This window comes from Actinomycetota bacterium, assembly GCA_035640355.1.
Lineage (GTDB): Bacteria > Actinomycetota > UBA4738 > UBA4738 > HRBIN12 > CALGFI01.
The window spans coordinates 19,448-36,594 of the sequence record DASQWI010000004.1 but is presented as its reverse complement, the minus strand read 5'-3'; the positions used below and the strand labels follow the sequence as shown (position 1 = coordinate 36,594).

Sequence of the window (17,147 nt, the reverse complement as noted above, 5' to 3'; positions counted from 1 at the left end):
TCCACCTGATGCAGTCCGTGTATCGGCGAATATCGGCGACGCTGGCGGCCGGACCGACCGGACAGTCGAAACGCAACTGGCGCTTTCTGTCACGATGAACCGATGCCGAGCCACGACGAGCCCGTGGGCCCAGACCGCGAAGGGACCGGTGACGCCGAGCGAGCGCTGCGCGAATCGGAGGCCCGCTACCGCTTGCTCGTCGAGAACATCCCCGCGGTTGTGTACATGGTCGCGCCCGACGTCGATCGGCGAACGCTCTATGTGAGCCCTCAAGTCGAGCGGGCGCTCGGGTACACGCGCAAGGAATGGCTCGATCAGCCGGACATCTGGATGGAGCTCCTCCACCCCGACGAGCGCGAGCAGACGCTCGACGCGCACGATCGCCACAGCGAGACCGGCGAGCCGTGGAGCCGCGAGTACCGGCTGATCGCCAGCGACGGACGAGCGGTCTGGTTCCGCGACGTCGCGACGCTCGTGCGCGACGAGAGCGGACGACCGCAGTACTGGCTCGGCGTCCAGACCGACATCACCGAGCTGAAACGGGTCGAGAGTGCCCTGCGGGCATCCCGAGACGAGCTCGAACGACGGGTGCAGGAGCGAACGGCGGAGCTGGAAGAGGCCAACGAGCTCATGGCGCTGGAGATCGCCGAACGACGGCGCGCAGAAAAGGAGCTGCGCGCTACCGAGCACCGATATCGCACGCTCGCCGAGCACATCCCGGCCGTGACCTACATCTGGGAGATCGATTTCGAGCAAGCATCGCCCCACGCCTACACGAGCCCGAGGATCGAACAGCTCCTCGGCTTCACGATCGACGAATGGCACCAGTCGCCCGATTTCTGGACGTCGCGCCTGCACCCGGACGACAGGACCGCCGTGCTCGCCGCGACGATCCGTTCCGAGACGACCGGCGAGTCGTTCTCGATGGAGTACCGCTATCTGCACAAGGACGGGCACATCGTCTGGGTGCTCGACGAGGCGGTCCTGCTCACGCGCGACCAGCACGGACGCCCCGACCTGTTCCAGGGAGTGATGATCGACGTCACCGCGAGGAAGCTCGCGGAGGAACAGGCGCTGCGGAGCGAGCTACGGTTCCGCTCGCTCGCAGAGCACGCGCCCGCGGTCACGTACGTGGTCGACGTGACGACGGGAACTCCCGGCGGAGAGGTCACGTACATAAGCCCGCAGCTCCGAACGATGCTCGGCTACACGCACGACGATGTACGAACCGACTGGGTCGACAGCGTTCATCCCGAGGACATTGATCGAGTCCTCGCCGTCACGAAGGACGTCACCGAGACCGGCGAGCCCTACGCGATCCAATACAGGATGCTTCACCGTGACGGTACTGTCCGTTGGGTGCGCGACCATGGGACGGTGCTCTCGCGCGATCCGAGCGGCAGACCGAAAGAGCTACAAGGCCTGCTGCTCGACATAACCGAAGCCAAGCGAGCCGAACAGGAACGTGACCAGGCAGAGGTTCGGTACCGCGCGCTCGTCGAGCAGATGCCGGCGGTCACGTACGTGGAGATCCCCAACTACCAGCCCGCCGAGGTACGGTTCGCCTACCTGAGCCCGCAAGCCGAGCGGATCTTCGGCATCCCGGTGTCAGATCTCGTGACGGATCCGGCACATTTCGGGCGGATGCTCCATCCGGACGACCGCGACCGCGTGCTCCTGGCCAACGCGCATGCCGAGGAGACGGGCGAGCCGTTCGATGAGGAGTACCGCGTCGTCCGGCCCGACGGAGACATCGTGTGGCTCCACAGCCGGGCCACGCTCGTTCGCGACGACGAGGGGCGCGCGGTGTTCTGGCACGGTGTCGCCCTCGACGTCACCGCGCAGCGATTGACCGAACTGTCCCTCCGCGAGCTCGAGGATCGCTACCAGGAGCTCCGGGCGAGGACCGAGCGGCCCTAACCGTCGCGCGGGCGGAGCTCGCGGAGGCTCTCGGGAAGGAACTGATGGAGCACCTTCGGCAGGGCGACCGACCCGTCCGCCTGCTGGCCGTTCTCCAGGATCGCGATGATGGTCCGGCCGATAGCGGTCGCGGTCCCGTTCAGCGTGTGGAGGACCTCGATGTCGCCCCCCTCTCGCCGGACGCGCGTCTGCGCTCTGCGCGCGCCGTAATCCACGTAGTTGGAGCACGACGTGAGCTCGCGGTAACGGTTCTGCCCCGGTAGCCACACCTCGATGTCGTACTTCTTCGCCGCAGCGCTGCCGAGATCGCCCGCCGCGATGTTCACGACGCGGTAGGGCAACTCGAGGTTGCTCACGATCTGCTCCTCGATACCGACCATGAATTCGTGCTCGTCCCACGAATCCTCGGGACGAGCGAACGAGAACATCTCCACCTTGTCGAACTGGTGTACACGGAACATTCCACCGAGATCCTTGCCGTACGAGCCGGCTTCGCGGCGGAAACACGTCGAATAGCCCGCGTATCGGATCGGCAGGTCCCTCTCGTCGAGGATCTCGTTCATGTGGAACGCGGCGAGCGAGACCTCCGAGGTGCCGACGAGGTAGAGCTCGTCCGGCTGCGTGACGTAGATGTTGACCTCATCGGTCGGCAAGAAACCCGAGCCGTACATCGCCTCCTCGCGAACCAGGACCGGCGGGATCACCGGCGTGAAGCCCTTATCGACCAGGACGTCGAGCGCATGCCGGAGCAGCGCGAACTGGACCTGCACGATGTCGCCCAGGAGATAGACGAATCGAGAACCGCTCGTCCGGGCGCCTCGTTCGGTGTCGAGCACCCCGAGCAGCTCGCCGAGCGCCGCATGATCCTTCGGCTCGAAGTCGAATGTCGTCGGCTGGCCGTGACGCCTGACCTCGACCGCGTCTTCCTCGGTGAACCCGTCGGGCGCCGACTCGTGCGGGACGTTCGGGACGCGCGCGAGGAGCGCGTTCAGCCCCGACTCGGCGTCCGCCAGTTGCGGCTCGAGCTTCTGGATCTCCTTCGAGACCGCGGCGACCGCGGCGATGAGGTTCTGCTTCTCGTCGCCCTGCGCCTTGCCGATCTGCTTCGAGGCGCGGTTCTGCTCGGCGCGGAGCTCTTCGACGCGTACGGTCAGCGAACGACGTCGCTCGTCCGCGGCGAGGAGTTCGTCGACGGCTTCGGCCATGTTGCGCCGGCCGAGGCCGGCGCGGAACCGCTCCGGGTCCTCGCGGATCGCCCGGATGTCGAGCACGTCCTAGACCTTGGCGCGCTCGGCCTCGGGGATGTTCTCGCGGCGCGCGGGCTGTTGGGCGGGTTGCTGACCCGCCTGTTGGGCTTGCTGATCCATGATGCTCTGCCCCTGGAAGATGCCGCCTTCCTCGACCACGAGCGTCTTCGCCGTGATGTTGCCGTCGACGCGACCTCCGCGCGCGAGCTCCGCCCGCCCCTTCACGACGATCGAGCCCTTGAACCGACCGGCCACGGCGACGTTCTGCGCTCGGATGTCCGCTTCGACCTGGCTCTCCTGCGCCAGCATCACGTCGCCGTCGGCGTTCACCTGGCCCTTGATCTGTCCCTCGATCCGGAGCGAGCCGACCGAGACGACCGTTCCTTCGAGCTTCGCGCCCTTCCCGATGATCGTGACCTCACCGCTCTGCTGCTCTGCCATCCGCGGTCCCCCCGTCTCGAGTTCCTCGGCGGGCCGAGCCTGACCCTCGGCCTCGGTCTCTGCGTCTTCACGTCGCCAGATCATGTCGCCGTCACCGTCTCCCGCGGTGTGGCCAGCGCCTGGCGGATCGCTTCCTCCTCCTCGATCGACAGGTTGTGGGCGCTCCGCCCTTCGGTAACGGGCTTCGCGTAGACCCTTGTGTCCTGCCGTCCGTTGATCGAGGTCATCACCACGCCGTTCCCTCTCGCGTCCAGCAGCGCGCACGAGAACGACAGCCGTCCGCCGACGTCCTCGAACGCGTCATAGCGCACCAGTCCTACATGCCGCACGGCGCCCGCGATGAGTCCACCGCGCTGCTGTTCGGTAGCCGCCAATGAGCGCACAGCGGCCTCGAGTTGTTGGATCTGCCGCGCCTGGCCCTGCAGGAGTCCACGCAACATCGTGGTCACGCGGACCGGGTCGCGTGGTTGTTCCGCCCGCGCACGCCCCCTCGAAAGTGCCGAGAACGCGAGCGCCAGCGCCGCCAGGCCCAGCGCGACAAGCACCAGAAGTGTGAGCGTCTCGGGCGAAAAGGTCATCGCGATCCACGATCCCCGTTACATGGCCATTGACCTGCGGTGTTGCGGAGACGGGAGTATACAATCGACGCTCTCGCGGTCGAACCGACCGCGCCGTCCCGAGGCGGTTCGACCTGATGCGCATCGCCTACTTCGATTGCATCGCCGGGATCACTGGCGACACGGCGCTGGCAGCGCTCCTGGACACAGGCGTCGACGTCGACCACGTGAAGTCGCATCTGTCGACGCTGCCGCTCGAGCCGTTCGATCTCGCCGTGGACGAGGTAGAAGAGCACGGCATCCGAGCGACGCGCGTCGGGGTCAGTGCCGACAACGTGGCCGGTGTCATCCGGACGTACGCGAGCGTAAGAGCGTTGATCGACGCGGCCGATATCCCGCCGGAGGCCCGGCGGCTGGCGCATCGCATGTTCCGGCTGTTCGCCGAGGCCGACGCTCGCGTTCACCGTCGCGAACCCGAGACCGTGACGTTCCACGAAGCCGCCGGCGTCGACGCGCTCGTCGATCTCGTCGGCGTGGCGGTCGCGTTGACGACGCTCGAAGTACAGCGGGTCTTCTCATCAGCGGTTCCGACGGGGCTCGGCATGACCAGAACGGAGCACGGCGCGATGCCGATCCCCACACCGACGGTCGTCGAGCTGCTCCGCGGCGCGCCGATGTTCTCGCTGGGCATCGCCAGTGAGCTGACGACGGCGACCGGGGCGGCGATCCTCGCGGCGACGGTCGAAGGGTACGGAGAGCTCCCGACGATGCGAGTCGAGGCGGCCGGCTACGGCGCCGGCGCACAAAGACTGGAGATACCGAACCTGCTTCGAGTTCTGATCGGCGAACAGGAGCCGGCGACATCGCGGCCGAGCGTCGCCGGTACGCCCGATCTGCGCCTTGTCACAGAGCCGGAGCCAGCGCTCGAGCCGGAAGACGCAGGCTGAACCGGAAGGGTACCGAGAAACGCCCGATGCTGCCCCGTCGTGGGGCAGCATCGCGGCTGTTCCTGGCGCGCGCGCTGGAGTGCGACTAAGAGTTCTTCCAGCCGTTACCAACGGCCATCATGAAGGCCGCTAGCCAGCCGAGCGACACCATGAGTCGGCGGTACTTCGACACGGCATCGCCTCCTTTCGGGGCCGGTACCGACGGGGTGTATCGGCACCTCGGGGTCGGAACGTAAGCTGAACGCACGTAGGGCCGATATCCCCCCATCGGCGGGAATGGCTGGTGGGGCGGCCGATTTGAAAACAGTCCGATCACGGGGGACATGGCGAGCGGCGGGTTATGGCAGACGGCCGAGCGGCGTGTCATAAACGGGCTGGTAACCGCAGTCGAACGCTCGCGGAGGTGACCGCATGACGCCGGAGGAGGAGCTCAGGCGCGAACCGGCCCGACGCTGGATACAAGTCGCGTACCAACTTGGCGTCGTCGTCCCGCTCCTGACGTACCTGGCGATCGCGCTCCCCACCGCTCGAGAACGGCTCGAACCTTCGATGGTCCTGTTCGTGATCGCGGTCGCCGCGGTTGATCTCATCCCCGTTCCGGCGTGGGGCGGGATGCAGCTCTCGCTGAGCTTTCCGTTGCTGCTCGGCGTGGCGATCATCTTCGGCCCACCCGAAGCGACGCTGATCGCGCTCCTCGGTTCGGTGGATCCGCGCGAGTTCCGCCGCGAGGTGTCGCTCCTCAAGGCCGTGTACAACCGGAGCCAGATGGCGCTGTCGATCCTCGCGGGCAGCGTGCTCTTCCACGCAGTCGCGGATCCGCACTCCGACTGGTACGTGCTGCTGTTCGGCACGGTGCTCGCCGCATTCGCCGCGTACGCCCTGAACGCGACCCTGGTCGCCGGGCTGGAGGCATTGCAGCAAGGCTTCACGCTGCGCCAGGTGCTCGTGAAGATGCACGGTCCAGCGCCGTACGAGTTCCTGTTCTCCTACATAGGGCTCGGACTGTTCGGCGCGGTGATCGCGCAGTTCTATCTTTCAACCGGGTTCTGGTCGGTCGTCGTGTTCCTCGGCCCGCTCGTGTTCGCGCGCCAGATGTACTTCCGTAGTCGCGCGCTCGCCGATCGACTCGCCGAGCAGAACAAGCTCCTCGCCGACCAGACGCGACGGCTCGAGGAGCTCCTCCAAAAGGAACACCACACGGTCGGCGAGCTGATCGAGCTGAACCGCATGAAGGGCGAGTTCGTTGCCGTTGTGTCGCACGAGCTCAGAACACCGGTCACCGCCCTCATGGGCTACGCGAAGACGCTCCGCCAACCGGAGTTCGCAGACGACGACAAGATGCGCGAGGAGTTCCTCGAACGCATGGAGCGGCAGAGCGACCGGTTGCTTCGCCTGATCGAGAACCTGCTCACCGCGTCCAACCTCGAGACGCACCAACTTCCCGTCGCCGTCGGGCGCGTTCTGTTCGAGGACCTCGTGCGTGAGGTTATGGAGGGACTGGCGAACGACGCGGTTCGCGTGCACGTCGACATGCCGGACGATCTGCCCGTTCTGACTACGGATCGTCAGCTCCTGACTCGCGTGCTGCAGAATCTCGTCGACAACGCGCTCAAGTACTCACCCGACGGGTCGCCGTGCGAGCTGGAGGCGCGAAGCGACGGTGACTACATCGTGTTCTCCGTCCGCGACTACGGGATCGGCATACCGCCCGACGAGCTCCCCAGGATCTTCGACCGCTTCTATCAGGTGGACTCGTCGAGCACTCGGACGTTCCGGGGTACGGGGCTTGGCCTATCACTCGTTCGCGACCTGCTCGATCACCTGGGCGGGACCATCGACGTTCAGAGCACGCCGGGCGACGGGAGCAAGTTCATCGTGACGATCCCGATTCGCTACGAGCCGCCGCAGCCGGGCGATCTGGACGCCGGGAGGCCCGGCGACGTGGTCATCAAGATCTAGTCCGATACAGGCGCTCCAACCAGAGCGCCGGACGTGGGCGAGGGGGGAGTTGAACCCCCACGAGGTTGCCCTCACAGGAACCTGAATCCTGCGCGTCTGCCAAGTTCCGCCACTCGCCCGGCGGGGCGTCATGGTAGCAGCGGCGTGCCGCGGAGATGCGGCCCAACGCACCGGGTAGAATCGCGCTTCGAATGGCGTGAGCAGGGGAAACACTTCCAAACGTGCCGATCCTCCGAGACTTCGAGCGACGCCTCGGCGCCCTGGTTGAGGGCTTCTTCGCTTCCACCCTTCGTTCAGGGCTGCAGCCCGTTGAGCTCGCCAAGCGGGCCATCCGTGAGATGGACGCGAACAAGACCGTGGGCGTCCGCGAGGTGTGGGCGCCGAACCGGTTCGTGTTCACGCTTTCAGTTGCGGACGGCGAGCGGTTCGAGCAGGTCGAGCAGGCGCTCGTTTCGGAGCTTCGTCGCGTCGTCCGCGAGACGGCGAGCGAGCGCGGCTGGGGCCTGGCCGGGCCACCCGAGATCGAGCTCCAAACGGACGAATCCCTCGGCAAGGGACGGTTCGACGTCGAGACCTCCTTCGTCGAGGGCGAAGAGGAGCTCGCGCCGGCACCGAGCGGTCGAGCCACCCTGACCGCCTTGAACGGCGGGGAGACCTTCACGCTCGGAACGAGCGTCGTCACGCTCGGCCGGCTCCCCGAGAGCGATGTCGTGGTGGACGACCCCGGCGCATCGCGCCAGCACGCGCGGATCAGGAACTCCAATGGCGAGTTCGTGTTGACCGATCTCGGGTCGACGAACGGCACGCTGGTGAACGACGAGTCGGTGCAGGAGCGCGTGCTCGACGACGGCGACCGCATCATGATCGGCGAGACGGTGTTGGAGTTCCGGAGGGCCTGATATGACGCCGTTCGTCCTATCCGTCCTCAAGTACTCCCTCCTCTTCCTGCTGTACTTCTTCGTGTTCCGCGCGGTGCGTTCGGTCGCCCTCGACATGGCCGGTCGGCGGCGTGAACGACGCACGACGGAGATGCGGGCACCGACGGAGCAGCTCGCCGCCGCGCGGACGTCGAAGGGCGGAAAGCCGCCGTCGCACGTCGTCGTCCATGAAGCCGACGGCTCGAAGGCGCGGAACGTGAAGCTGTCTGGCCCGACGCAGATCGGCCGGGGAGCCGCGTGTGCGATCCGGTTGTCGGACACGTACGTTTCCCTGGTGCACGCGCGCCTGTACGGCGAGAACGGGAGCTGGTTCGTCGAGGATCTCGGCTCGACGAACGGCACGTACCTGAATGATCGCAAGGTCGCCTCGCCCGTGGAGGTTCACGCCGGCGACGTGGTCAAGGTCGGCAAGACCGTGCTGGAGCTCCGCCGATGAGGACCCGTGTCGGCGCCACGACCGATATCGGTCAGGTCCGCGAGGGGAACGAGGACGCAATCCTGATCGACGATCCGCTGTATGCCGTGGCCGATGGCATGGGCGGGCACCGAGGCGGCGAGGTGGCGTCGAACCTTGCGTTGCAGACCGTCGAGCAGCTGTTCGCGGAGCGAGAGGGAACGCTCATCGAGCAGGTCGAGCGAGCTAACCGGGCAGTGTTCGAGCGATCGCAATCCGACCGAGACGTGTCCGGGATGGGAACGACGCTCACCGCGGCGCTGATTGAGGGCGGCGCGGTGCGGCTCGCGCACGTTGGCGATTCGCGCGCATACCTGTTCCGCGGCGGGAAGCTTCAACTGCTGACGGAGGATCACACGCTCGTTCATCGGATGGTCGTGGAGGGCGAGATCACCGAGACAGAGGCCGAGAATCACCCGCACCGAAGCGTCCTCACGCGTGCGCTCGGCGTCGAAGGAGACGTGCGGGTCGACGAGACCAATGTCGAGGTGCAGGTTGGGGATCGCCTGCTGCTCTGCACCGACGGGCTCACCGGCATGCTCAGCGAGGACGAGATCGTCTCGGTCCTCCAGGACGTGCGAGACCCGCAGGAAGCCGTCGATCGGCTCGTCCGCGAGGCGAATCGCGCCGGCGGGATCGACAACATCACCGCGGTGATCATCGATTTCACCGAAGACGGGCGTATCGATGGCGGCGGGACGAAGGAGGTCTCGCGACCGCACCCGCCGACGACGACCCGACATCCGACCCCGACGATGACACCGCCACCGCCTGCGGGCGGCGACGTCACCACCTGGTCGAGCCCTCCCAGCACGCGTCGTCAGCCCGCACCAACCTCCTCTCGGCCGCCGATCGCGCGCAAGTTCTTGGTCGGAATAGTGATCGTGCTCGCCATCGCCGCCCTCGGGTTCGTCGGCGTCCGTCTCTACCTGGACTCGCAGTGGTTCGTCGGCGTGTCGAACGGCCGTGTCGCCATCTTCCGCGGCGTGCCGGCCGAGGTCGCTGGGATCGAGATGAACTCGGTCGTCGTCGAGACGTCGATCCGCGCCGGCGAAACCGAGGACCTTGCCGTCTGGAGCGACCGCCTTCCCGAAGGCATCACGGTCGACGATCGGGACGCCGCCGAGGACGTCGTCGAACAGATCCGCACCGACATCGAGCGCGCACGACAGAACGCCTCGTGAGTCGCGCGGTCGTTCGCACGTCGCGCGTGTCTCTCGGTTCGGCACTCGGATTCACGATCACCGCGCTGATCCTTTCGGTCGGCGCATACGTGATCGCGGGCTATGGCAAGCGCGGTCAGCTCCCAGCGAAGTTCGTGATCTACGCGGCGATCTTTGCGGGCGGGTATGCGCTCGCGCTCATCGCGATCAGGCGGTTCGCCCCGGCGGCGGATCCCGCGCTGTTCGCGACGGCGGGCGTCCTGGTCGGCTTGGGGTTCGCCATGATCTTCCGCCTTTCGGGCGGACTGGCAACCGAACAGGCGACGTGGATCGTCGTCGGTCTCGCCGCGTTCGTCGTGACGATCGTTGTCGTGCGCGACCATCGGATGCTCGACGCGTACACGTACACGATCGGCTTGCTCGGCCTGATCCTGCTCATGCTGCCGCTGGTTCCGGGCATCGGCCGCACGATCAACGGCGCCAGGCTGTGGGTGCAGATCGGACCCCTCGGCTTCCAGCCGGCGGAGCTCGGCAAGGTGCTGATCGTGATCTTCCTCGCGTCATACCTGACGCAGAAGCGCGAGCTGCTGCAGGTGGCAACGACGCGGCTCGGTCCGTTCCGCCTTCCGGCGCCGAAGCACCTCGCACCGGTACTGTTCGCATGGGCCGGGTCGCTGGCGATCCTGTTCCTACAACGCGACCTCGGCGCGTCGCTCCTGTACTTCGGCATCTTCGTCGTGATGCTGTGGGTCGCCACCGGCCGCGCCGTGTACTTGGTCATCGGGTTGGTCCTATTCGCAGTCGGCGCGTACCTGGGGTGGGCGCTGTTCGATCACGTCCAGCTTCGCGTCGACGTCTGGTTGAACGCGCTCGACCCGAACAAGGTGTTCGACGTGGGCTACGGACAACTCGCGCAGGCGCAGTTCGGCATGGCGACGGGAGGCCTCGTCGGCGCCGGGCTCGGTCAGGGTTCACCGGGGTTGATCCCCTTCGCGTCGACCGACTTCATCTTCGCGGCGATCGGGGAGGAGCTCGGCCTGCTCGGCACGACGGCGCTGCTGCTGCTGTACGTCGTGCTCGTCGGGAAGGGCCTTCGAATCGCGCTCGAGGCGCGCGATCCGTTCGGACGGCTGCTCGCCACCGGGCTTTCGGCGTTGATCGGCCTGCAGACGTTCGTGATCGTGGGCGGCGTGACGCGTGTCATACCGCTAACCGGCGTGACGCTGCCGTTCGTGTCGTACGGCGGCTCCAGCCTGGTGTCCAACTTCATCCTGCTCGCGCTGCTCGTGCGGATCTCGAGCGGTCCCGCGCCCGGACGGGCGGTGACCTGACGTGGAGCGGCAGATCCGGCGCCTGGGCATCGGTCTGCTCGTGCTGTTCCTGTTGCTGTTCGCGCAGGTCAACTTCATCCAGGTGTTCGCCGCAGAGGACCTCGAGAACAACCCGGCGAACGCACTGCGGCTGTTGCGGACCGAGTACTCCGTCGATCGGGGCGAGATCCTGGCCGCCGACGGTACAACGGTGCTCGCGTCGAGCCGTCGCAGCTCGGGTGATCTCAAGTACCAGCGCCGATATCCCCAGGGCGACCGCTTCGCGCACCTGACCGGGTTCTACTCGTTCGTTTTCGGGCGCACCGAGCTCGAGCAGAGCTTCAACGACTACCTGGCCGGCGAGGCGGCCGAGCTCTTGCCGCAGACGCTCGCCGACCTGGTTCTCGGTCGCGACAAGCGGGGTGCAACGATCGTGACGACTCTGGAGCCGGAGCTCCAAGAGGCCGCGATCCAGGCGGCCGAGGCGGAGTCCGGCGACGTCGCCATCGCGGCGGTCGATCCAACGACGGGCAACGTGCTGGCTTTGTACGCGGAGCCGACGTATGACCCGAACCAACTTGCCTCGCAAGACCCGAAGGTCGTTCGTGCCGCATGGGACGAGCTGAACGAGGACCCGGACAAGCCGCTGGTCTCGCGCGCGAGCGACGAGCTGTTCCCGCCGGGCTCGACATTCAAGATCGTCACGGCGTCAGCTGCGCTCGAGAACGGGTTCGGTCCCGAGAGCACGTGGCCGAACCCGCAAGAGCTGGATTTGCCACTCACGGATGCGACGATCCAGAACTTCGGCGGAACGCACTGCTCCGGCGGCGCTGCACAGATAACGCTGGCCTCGGCGTTGCAGCAATCGTGCAACGTGACCTTCGGCGAGGTCGGTCTGGAGCTCGGCGCAGAAGCGCTGGCGGAGCAGGCGCGGAAGTACGGGTTCACCGCGGAACCGGGCGAGGATCTGATCCCCTTCGACATCCCATGGGTCTCGGGCGTGTTCCCCGATGCCGAGAGCTTCGTCGAGAGGGCGCCGGCGGTCGCCATCTCGGCGATCGGGCAGCAGGACGTGGCGACGAACGTGCTTCACATGGCTCTGGTCGCCGGCTCGATCGGCAACGGCGGTGTGATGATGCGGCCGCGTCTCGTCACCGAGGTTCGAGATCCGAGCGGCCGCGTGATCCAAGAGTTCGCGCCGGAGGATTTCTCGGAACCGCTGTCGAGCGAGAACGCGGCCGCGCTGACGCAGATGATGGTCTCCGTCGTCGAGGGCGGGACCGGGACGGCGGCGCAGATCCCCGGCGTATCGGTCGCGGGGAAAACGGGTACGGCACAGCACGGCGAGGGCGAGGCGCCGCACGCGTGGTTCGTATCGTTCGCGCCGGCAGGAAGTCCGCGGGTAGCAGTCGCAGTGGTGGTGCTCGACGGGGGTAACCTCGGGAGCGAGGCGACGGGCGGCCAGGTTGCGGCACCCATTGCGAGGGCAGTCATCGAGGCCGCGCTCGGCCTCTAGGCGCAGGAGATGACCATCGATCAGCCCGTGATGCTCGGAGGACGCTACCGGGTCGAGAACGAGCTCGGCCGAGGCGGCATGGCGAAGGTGTATCGGGGGCAGGACACCGTGCTCGGGCGCACGGTGGCGATCAAGATCCTCGCGCCGCAGTACGCGGAGGACCAGGGCTTCGTTCAGCGGTTCCGCCGCGAGGCGCAGGCCGCGGCCCGGATCAGCAACCAAACGATCGTTTCGGTGTTCGACACCGGCTCGGACGACGGCGTGCACTTCATCGTCATGGAGTACGTCGAGGGCCGAACGCTCGCGGACTACCTCACCGGCGGCGGGCGGATCATGCCCGACCGCGCGATCGACATCGCGATCGACGTCGCGCGTGCACTCGAGGCCGCGCACGCGCAGGGCGTGATCCACCGCGACATCAAGCCCGGAAACATCATGCTCGACGGCCAGGGCGACGTGAAGGTGACGGACTTCGGCATTGCGCGCGTCACTGCTACGGCCGAAACCGTTGCGCAAACGGCGGCGGTGCTCGGGACCGCGTCGTACCTGTCGCCGGAGCAAGCGCAGGGTCAGCCCGTCGACATACGTTCGGACATCTATTCGCTGGGGTGCGTGCTGTTCGAGATGGTCACGGGACGGCCGCCGTTCCCCGGCGACTCGCCGGTGGCGGTGGCATCGAAGCATGTGCTCGAACAGCCGACGCCACCTTCGCAGATCAACCGGGACGTGTCGCCGGATCTCGACGCGGTGATCCTCCGCGCGCTGGCGAAGAATCCGGCCAACCGGTACCAGTCGGCGACGGAGATGCGAGAAGACCTCGAGCGCGTCAAACGAGGGCAGCCCGTCGAGGCGACACCGCTCCTCCCGGCGGGCGTCGGAACGACGCAGGTCATCCATCGAGACCAACCGGCGCAGACGGCGGTGCTGCCGCCCACCGGTCCGCCGGAGCAAGAAGAACGATCGCGGTGGTGGATACCAGTCCTCGTGACGCTGTTGATCCTCGGATTGCTCGGCATCGTGCTCTTCTTCTTGGCCCAGAACCTGCTCGAGGACGAACAGCCGCAGGCCCAGATGGTCTCGGTTCCCGATGTCGTCGGCGATCCACGACGCGAGGCCGAGCAGGAGATCCGCGACGCCGGCTTGGAAGTCGGCGAGATCGTCCCTGCGCCCGCGGAGGATCATCCCGACGAGGAGCCGGGAACGGTGATCGAGCAGAACCCCGCCGCCGACCAGCAGGTGTCGGAGGGGACTGAGGTGATCCTCACGGTCGTCGCGCAGCCCGAGCTCGTTGCCGTGCCGGACATACCCGAGGGTTCGAGCTTCGAGGAAGCTCAATCGATCCTCGCGGACGCTGGCTTGGTGGCCGTCCCACAGGACCAGGCGAGCGACACCGTCGAGGAGGGCGACGTGATCGGAACGGAGCCGCCCGCCGGCACAGATGTCGAGCCTGAGTCCGAGGTCCAAGTGCTCATCTCGACCGGCCCCGGCACCGTCGCCGTCCCGGAAGTGCGTTGCCAGTCGTTCCCATCCGCGCAGAACGAGCTCAGCAACGCCGGTCTGAATCCGGTGATCTCGGATGAGAGGGTGGAGATCAACCCGGCGTGTCCGCTGGGGAACAAGGTTGCCGCTCAGGAGCCCAGCGCGGGAACCGAAGCCGAACAAGGTGAGACGGTGACGCTGTTCGCAGGAGAAGAGTCGGTTCCAACCGGCCCGACCGGCGCAACCGGGGCGACCGGCGACTGACGTGAGCCTCTGGTTCGTCCACGAGGAGTTCACGCCCGACGAGCGGGCGCGCCTCGAACCGCACTTCACGAACCTCGACGGTCCGGTGTTCGCCCTGGTGAACCTCCCCGAGGTCGTAAAGGGCGCGCTGTTCGCTCGCTACTCGCGGACGACGAAATCGCTGCGCCGCTTGTTCCTCGACGAGTTCGCCGACGAGGTGGGGGACGCCTCGCCGCAGAGCGTCGTCGGAACCGCCCGCGCGGAGAAGCTCTATGACAACGTCTTCTTCGAGTACGGCGACGACTCGGTGGCACAGCTCGGCGGCGTCCACCTGGCGTGCGAACAGGCGTCGCAGCTGCTGGCCAAGGCGATCGAGTGGGGACGCCTGGCCGCGTACCTCGAGCAGTCGACGCGGTACATGCGGTACGACGACAGGCCTGGAGGGCGGTGGCGGCTCGCGATGCCGCCGGAGATCGACGGTTCGCCCGCCGGGGATGCGTACCTCGCATTCGCCGATCGGACGTTCGCCACGTACGGACAGCTGTTCCAGCCGCTGTACGACCTGTTCGTCGAGCGCTTCCCCAAGGAACCGAACGACTCGGACTTCCTTTACCGGTCGACGATCACGGCGAAGACGTGCGACACGCTTCGAGTGCTGCTGCCCGCCGGCACGCGGTCGAACCTCGGCGTGTACGCGACGGGCCAGAGCTACGAGCAGATGCTGCTGCGCATGCGAGCGCATCCGGTGGCAGAGGTGCGCGAGTACGCCGATCTGATGCTCGTCGAGCTTCGCAAGGTCATCCCCGCGTTCCTGAAGCGCGTCGACCTCCAGGACCGAGGCGTCGCGTGGTCCAACTACCTGCGCGATGCGCGCGAGTCGACCGCCGAGATCACCGCGAAATACACCGACGGCGTCGAACCCGGACCGCGCGACGTCGTCACGCTGACAGATTTCGATCCGCTCGGCGAGGAGAAGGTCGTCGCGGCGGCGCTCTACGCCTCGAGTGACCTGCCCGACGATCGGCTCCAGTCGCTCGCCCATACGATGAGCTTTGACGAGCGCGAGGCCGTCCTCACCGCCTACATCGGCGATCGAACCAACCGACGTCACAAGCCGGGGCGCGCGTTCGAGCGGACGGGATACCGGTTCGACGTGCTGTGCGACTACGGAGCCTTCCGGGATCTGCAGCGTCACCGGCTTCTGACGCTCGAGTGGCAGTCGCTTTCACCGACGCACGGCTACGAGATCCCGGAGATCATCACTGAGGCGGGCATGACAGACGACTGGGAGCGCGTCATGGATGACTCCGCCTCGACGTGGTCCACGATCGCGGAGCACGCCGGCGCGGACGTCGCGCAGTACGCGGTGTCGATGGCGTACCGGATCCGGTTCGTCATGCAGATGACCGCGCGTGAGGCGATGCACTTGATCGAGCTGCGCTCGTCGCCGCAGGGACATACGACGTACCGGAAGGTCGCCCAGCAGATGCACGACCTCATCGACAGAACCGCAGGCCACCGGGCGATCGCCGCGGCGATGAAGTACGTCGACTACAGCGACGTCGACCTCGAACGCCTCGAGGCGGAGCGCCGCACGGAAGCCAAGCGGAAGGCGGCGCAATCCTCGCGCTGAGGCGCGACCACTACGTGCGCTTCGGCGGCGGCCAGTCGCCGTCGCCGCGGAACTCCGCCCACGGGTCGTAATCCACTTCGAGCGCTTCCTGCGGCGGCCGCTGTTCTTCGGGGACGTGCTCGAGGTTCACGCGGATCCGCCACCAGGCCTTGAAACGACCGCGCATCGAGTCGACGAGCACGTCCGCGGGCTGAAGATGCTCCGCAGCCACGACGTGCCGTTCCTTCCATCGCTCGAGACCCGCAAGAGCTTCGTCTTTCGACTCGGCGCGGGCGATCTCGATCAGCGGCTTCGAGCTCTGTCGGCGCCCGGTTCCGGTTCCGCTCGACGTGGGCGGAGCTTTCCGCCTCCGTGACGGCTGCACGCGCGGGGGTTCGTCCTCTCCCTTCGGGAAGTGCGGCGGCCACGGCGCGTCGCCGAGTCCATCGCGCTCGTCCCGATCGGCCAGCTCGAGCAGCGCATCGAGCGTGTGCGATAGCTCGTCGATCTCGGCGCCCGGATCGCCGACGGTCCGGAGTCGTTCGGGGATCGTCGCCACCGTGTACGCGGCCGGATCGACGTTGGCAACCTCGTCCCACTCCAGCGGCGTCGAGATCCGGGCATCCGGCACAGGACGGATCGAGTAGGCGCTGGCGACGGTTCGGTCGCGCGCGTTCTGGTTGTAGTCGACGAAAACACCGTGACGTTCCTCCTTCCACCACGCGCTCGTCGCTTTCGGAGAGCGGCGCTCGACGGCGCGCGCGAGCGCCAGTGCGGCGCGCCGGACCTGTGTGAACGTCCATCGCGGCTCGATCCGAAGGTTCACGTGGATGCCGCGCTTGCCGCTCGTCTTGGGGAACGCCCGGTACCCGAGCTCGTCCAACACATCGCGCGTGACGAGGGCAACCTCGCGAACGTCCTCCCACGGAACGCCCGGGATCGGGTCGAGGTCCACTCGGAGCTCGTCGGGGTGGTCGACGTCGTCGCCTCGGACCGGCCACGGATTCACGTCGACGCAGCCGAGCGTCGCGTGCCAGGCGAGATGCGCTGCGTCCGCCATCACCGGCATCGTCGCCGTTCGCCCGCTGGGGAACGTGATGTGCGCGGTCTCCACCCATTCGGGCGCACCTTTGGGCAGGCGCTTCTGATAGAAGTCCTCGCCCTCGATCCCGTCGGGGTACCGGTGAAGAACAACCGGACGGTCGCGGCACCCGTGAAGCGCGACCGCCGCGACGTCGACGAAGAACCGAACGACGTCTAGCTTCGTCAACCCCGCCCGCGGGAAGTACGGCTTGCTCGGGTTGGTCACGCGGATCTCGCGACCGGCGACCTCGAGCACCTCGGCTTTGGCGGGGCTCATC

General features: G+C 67.0%; 14 protein-coding genes and 1 tRNA gene. 10 read left to right on the top strand and 5 right to left on the bottom strand.

Going from position 1 to position 17,147, the window contains the following annotated elements:
* Positions 1-102 precede the first annotated feature (102 nt).
* A complete protein-coding gene (locus VFA08_01715; GenBank protein ID HYZ12309.1) occupies positions 103-1,920 on the top strand; it encodes a PAS domain-containing protein in 1,818 nt (605 codons plus the stop codon).
* On the opposite strand, the gene serS is transcribed toward VFA08_01715, so the two are convergent.
* Genes serS through VFA08_01700 form a run of 3 tightly spaced genes read right to left on the bottom strand, consistent with a single transcriptional unit; the run spans position 1,917 to position 4,186 of the window.
* Positions 1,917-3,191 carry a serine--tRNA ligase gene (gene serS / locus VFA08_01710; GenBank protein HYZ12308.1) on the bottom strand — a complete coding sequence of 425 codons (1,275 nt, stop codon included), beginning with the start codon at positions 3,189-3,191 and terminating at the stop codon, positions 1,917-1,919. The two genes, VFA08_01715 and serS, sit on opposite strands and share 4 nt — an antisense overlap.
* 3 nt (positions 3,192-3,194) lie before the next feature.
* Positions 3,195-3,692 (bottom strand): polymer-forming cytoskeletal protein, encoded by a 498-nt coding sequence (locus VFA08_01705; GenBank protein ID HYZ12307.1) that lies wholly within the window; start codon positions 3,690-3,692, stop codon positions 3,195-3,197.
* The gene (locus tag VFA08_01700) at positions 3,689-4,186 is read right to left on the bottom strand and encodes a DUF4446 family protein (GenBank protein ID HYZ12306.1); all 498 of its coding nucleotides are present in this window, start codon (positions 4,184-4,186) and stop codon (positions 3,689-3,691) included. The genes VFA08_01705 and VFA08_01700 overlap by 4 nt, the downstream gene beginning before the upstream one ends.
* A gap of 116 nt (positions 4,187-4,302) precedes the next feature.
* Between VFA08_01700 and VFA08_01695 the strand changes: the two genes are divergently transcribed.
* Positions 4,303-5,112 (top strand): LarC family nickel insertion protein, encoded by an 810-nt coding sequence (locus tag VFA08_01695; protein HYZ12305.1) that lies wholly within the window; start codon positions 4,303-4,305, stop codon positions 5,110-5,112.
* Between the two features lie 411 nt (positions 5,113-5,523).
* Positions 5,524-7,071: an ATP-binding protein gene (locus VFA08_01690; GenBank protein HYZ12304.1), complete on the top strand. Its 1,548-nt coding sequence runs from the start codon at positions 5,524-5,526 to the stop codon at positions 7,069-7,071.
* A gap of 34 nt (positions 7,072-7,105) precedes the next feature.
* Here the strand turns inward: VFA08_01690 and VFA08_01685 are convergent.
* A tRNA-Leu gene (locus tag VFA08_01685) sits at positions 7,106-7,190 on the bottom strand.
* A gap of 102 nt (positions 7,191-7,292) precedes the next feature.
* Here VFA08_01685 and VFA08_01680 point away from each other — a divergent pair.
* The 7 genes from VFA08_01680 to VFA08_01650 are packed head-to-tail and all read left to right on the top strand — an operon-like array spanning position 7,293 to position 15,807.
* Positions 7,293-7,970 carry a DUF3662 and FHA domain-containing protein gene (locus tag VFA08_01680; protein ID HYZ12303.1) on the top strand — a complete coding sequence of 226 codons (678 nt, stop codon included), beginning with the start codon at positions 7,293-7,295 and terminating at the stop codon, positions 7,968-7,970.
* Between the two features lies 1 nt (position 7,971).
* Positions 7,972-8,445, top strand: coding sequence for an FHA domain-containing protein (locus VFA08_01675; GenBank protein HYZ12302.1), 474 nt, complete (start codon positions 7,972-7,974; stop codon positions 8,443-8,445).
* Positions 8,442-9,647: a Stp1/IreP family PP2C-type Ser/Thr phosphatase gene (locus tag VFA08_01670; protein ID HYZ12301.1), complete on the top strand. Its 1,206-nt coding sequence runs from the start codon at positions 8,442-8,444 to the stop codon at positions 9,645-9,647. Before VFA08_01675 ends, VFA08_01670 begins: the two co-directional genes overlap by 4 nt.
* Positions 9,644-10,957: an FtsW/RodA/SpoVE family cell cycle protein gene (locus tag VFA08_01665; protein ID HYZ12300.1), complete on the top strand. Its 1,314-nt coding sequence runs from the start codon at positions 9,644-9,646 to the stop codon at positions 10,955-10,957. Before VFA08_01670 ends, VFA08_01665 begins: the two co-directional genes overlap by 4 nt.
* A 1-nt stretch (position 10,958) precedes the next feature.
* Complete coding sequence (locus tag VFA08_01660) at positions 10,959-12,452, top strand: penicillin-binding protein 2 (protein ID HYZ12299.1); 1,494 nt, start codon at positions 10,959-10,961, stop codon at positions 12,450-12,452.
* Positions 12,453-12,461: 9 nt separating this feature from the next.
* Positions 12,462-14,195, top strand: a complete 1,734-nt coding sequence (gene pknB / locus VFA08_01655; GenBank protein HYZ12298.1) for a Stk1 family PASTA domain-containing Ser/Thr kinase — start codon at positions 12,462-12,464, stop codon at positions 14,193-14,195.
* A 1-nt stretch (position 14,196) separates the two neighbouring features.
* On the top strand, positions 14,197-15,807 hold the full coding sequence (locus VFA08_01650) for an FAD-dependent thymidylate synthase (protein ID HYZ12297.1): 1,611 nt from the start codon (positions 14,197-14,199) through the stop codon (positions 15,805-15,807).
* Between the two features lie 10 nt (positions 15,808-15,817).
* Here VFA08_01650 and VFA08_01645 read toward each other — a convergent pair whose 3' ends face one another.
* Positions 15,818-17,146, bottom strand: coding sequence for a DNA primase small subunit domain-containing protein (locus VFA08_01645; GenBank protein HYZ12296.1), 1,329 nt, complete (start codon positions 17,144-17,146; stop codon positions 15,818-15,820).
* Position 17,147 lies beyond the last annotated feature (1 nt).

Excerpts from the sequence above, each read along its gene's own strand:
- VFA08_01675 (HYZ12302.1), top strand. The coding sequence starts at position 7,972 with ATGACGCCGTTCGTCCTATCCGTCCTCAAGTACTCCCTCCTCTTCCTG.
- VFA08_01670 (HYZ12301.1), top strand. The coding sequence starts at position 8,442 with ATGAGGACCCGTGTCGGCGCCACGACCGATATCGGTCAGGTCCGCGAG.
- VFA08_01715 (HYZ12309.1), top strand. The coding sequence starts at position 103 with ATGCCGAGCCACGACGAGCCCGTGGGCCCAGACCGCGAAGGGACCGGT.
- VFA08_01700 (HYZ12306.1), bottom strand. The coding sequence starts at position 4,186 with ATGACCTTTTCGCCCGAGACGCTCACACTTCTGGTGCTTGTCGCGCTG.
- VFA08_01695 (HYZ12305.1), top strand. The coding sequence starts at position 4,303 with ATGCGCATCGCCTACTTCGATTGCATCGCCGGGATCACTGGCGACACG.
- VFA08_01645 (HYZ12296.1), bottom strand. The coding sequence starts at position 17,146 with ATGAGCCCCGCCAAAGCCGAGGTGCTCGAGGTCGCCGGTCGCGAGATC.
- VFA08_01705 (HYZ12307.1), bottom strand. The coding sequence starts at position 3,692 with ATGATCTGGCGACGTGAAGACGCAGAGACCGAGGCCGAGGGTCAGGCT.
- VFA08_01690 (HYZ12304.1), top strand. The coding sequence starts at position 5,524 with ATGACGCCGGAGGAGGAGCTCAGGCGCGAACCGGCCCGACGCTGGATA.
- pknB (HYZ12298.1), top strand. The coding sequence starts at position 12,462 with ATGACCATCGATCAGCCCGTGATGCTCGGAGGACGCTACCGGGTCGAG.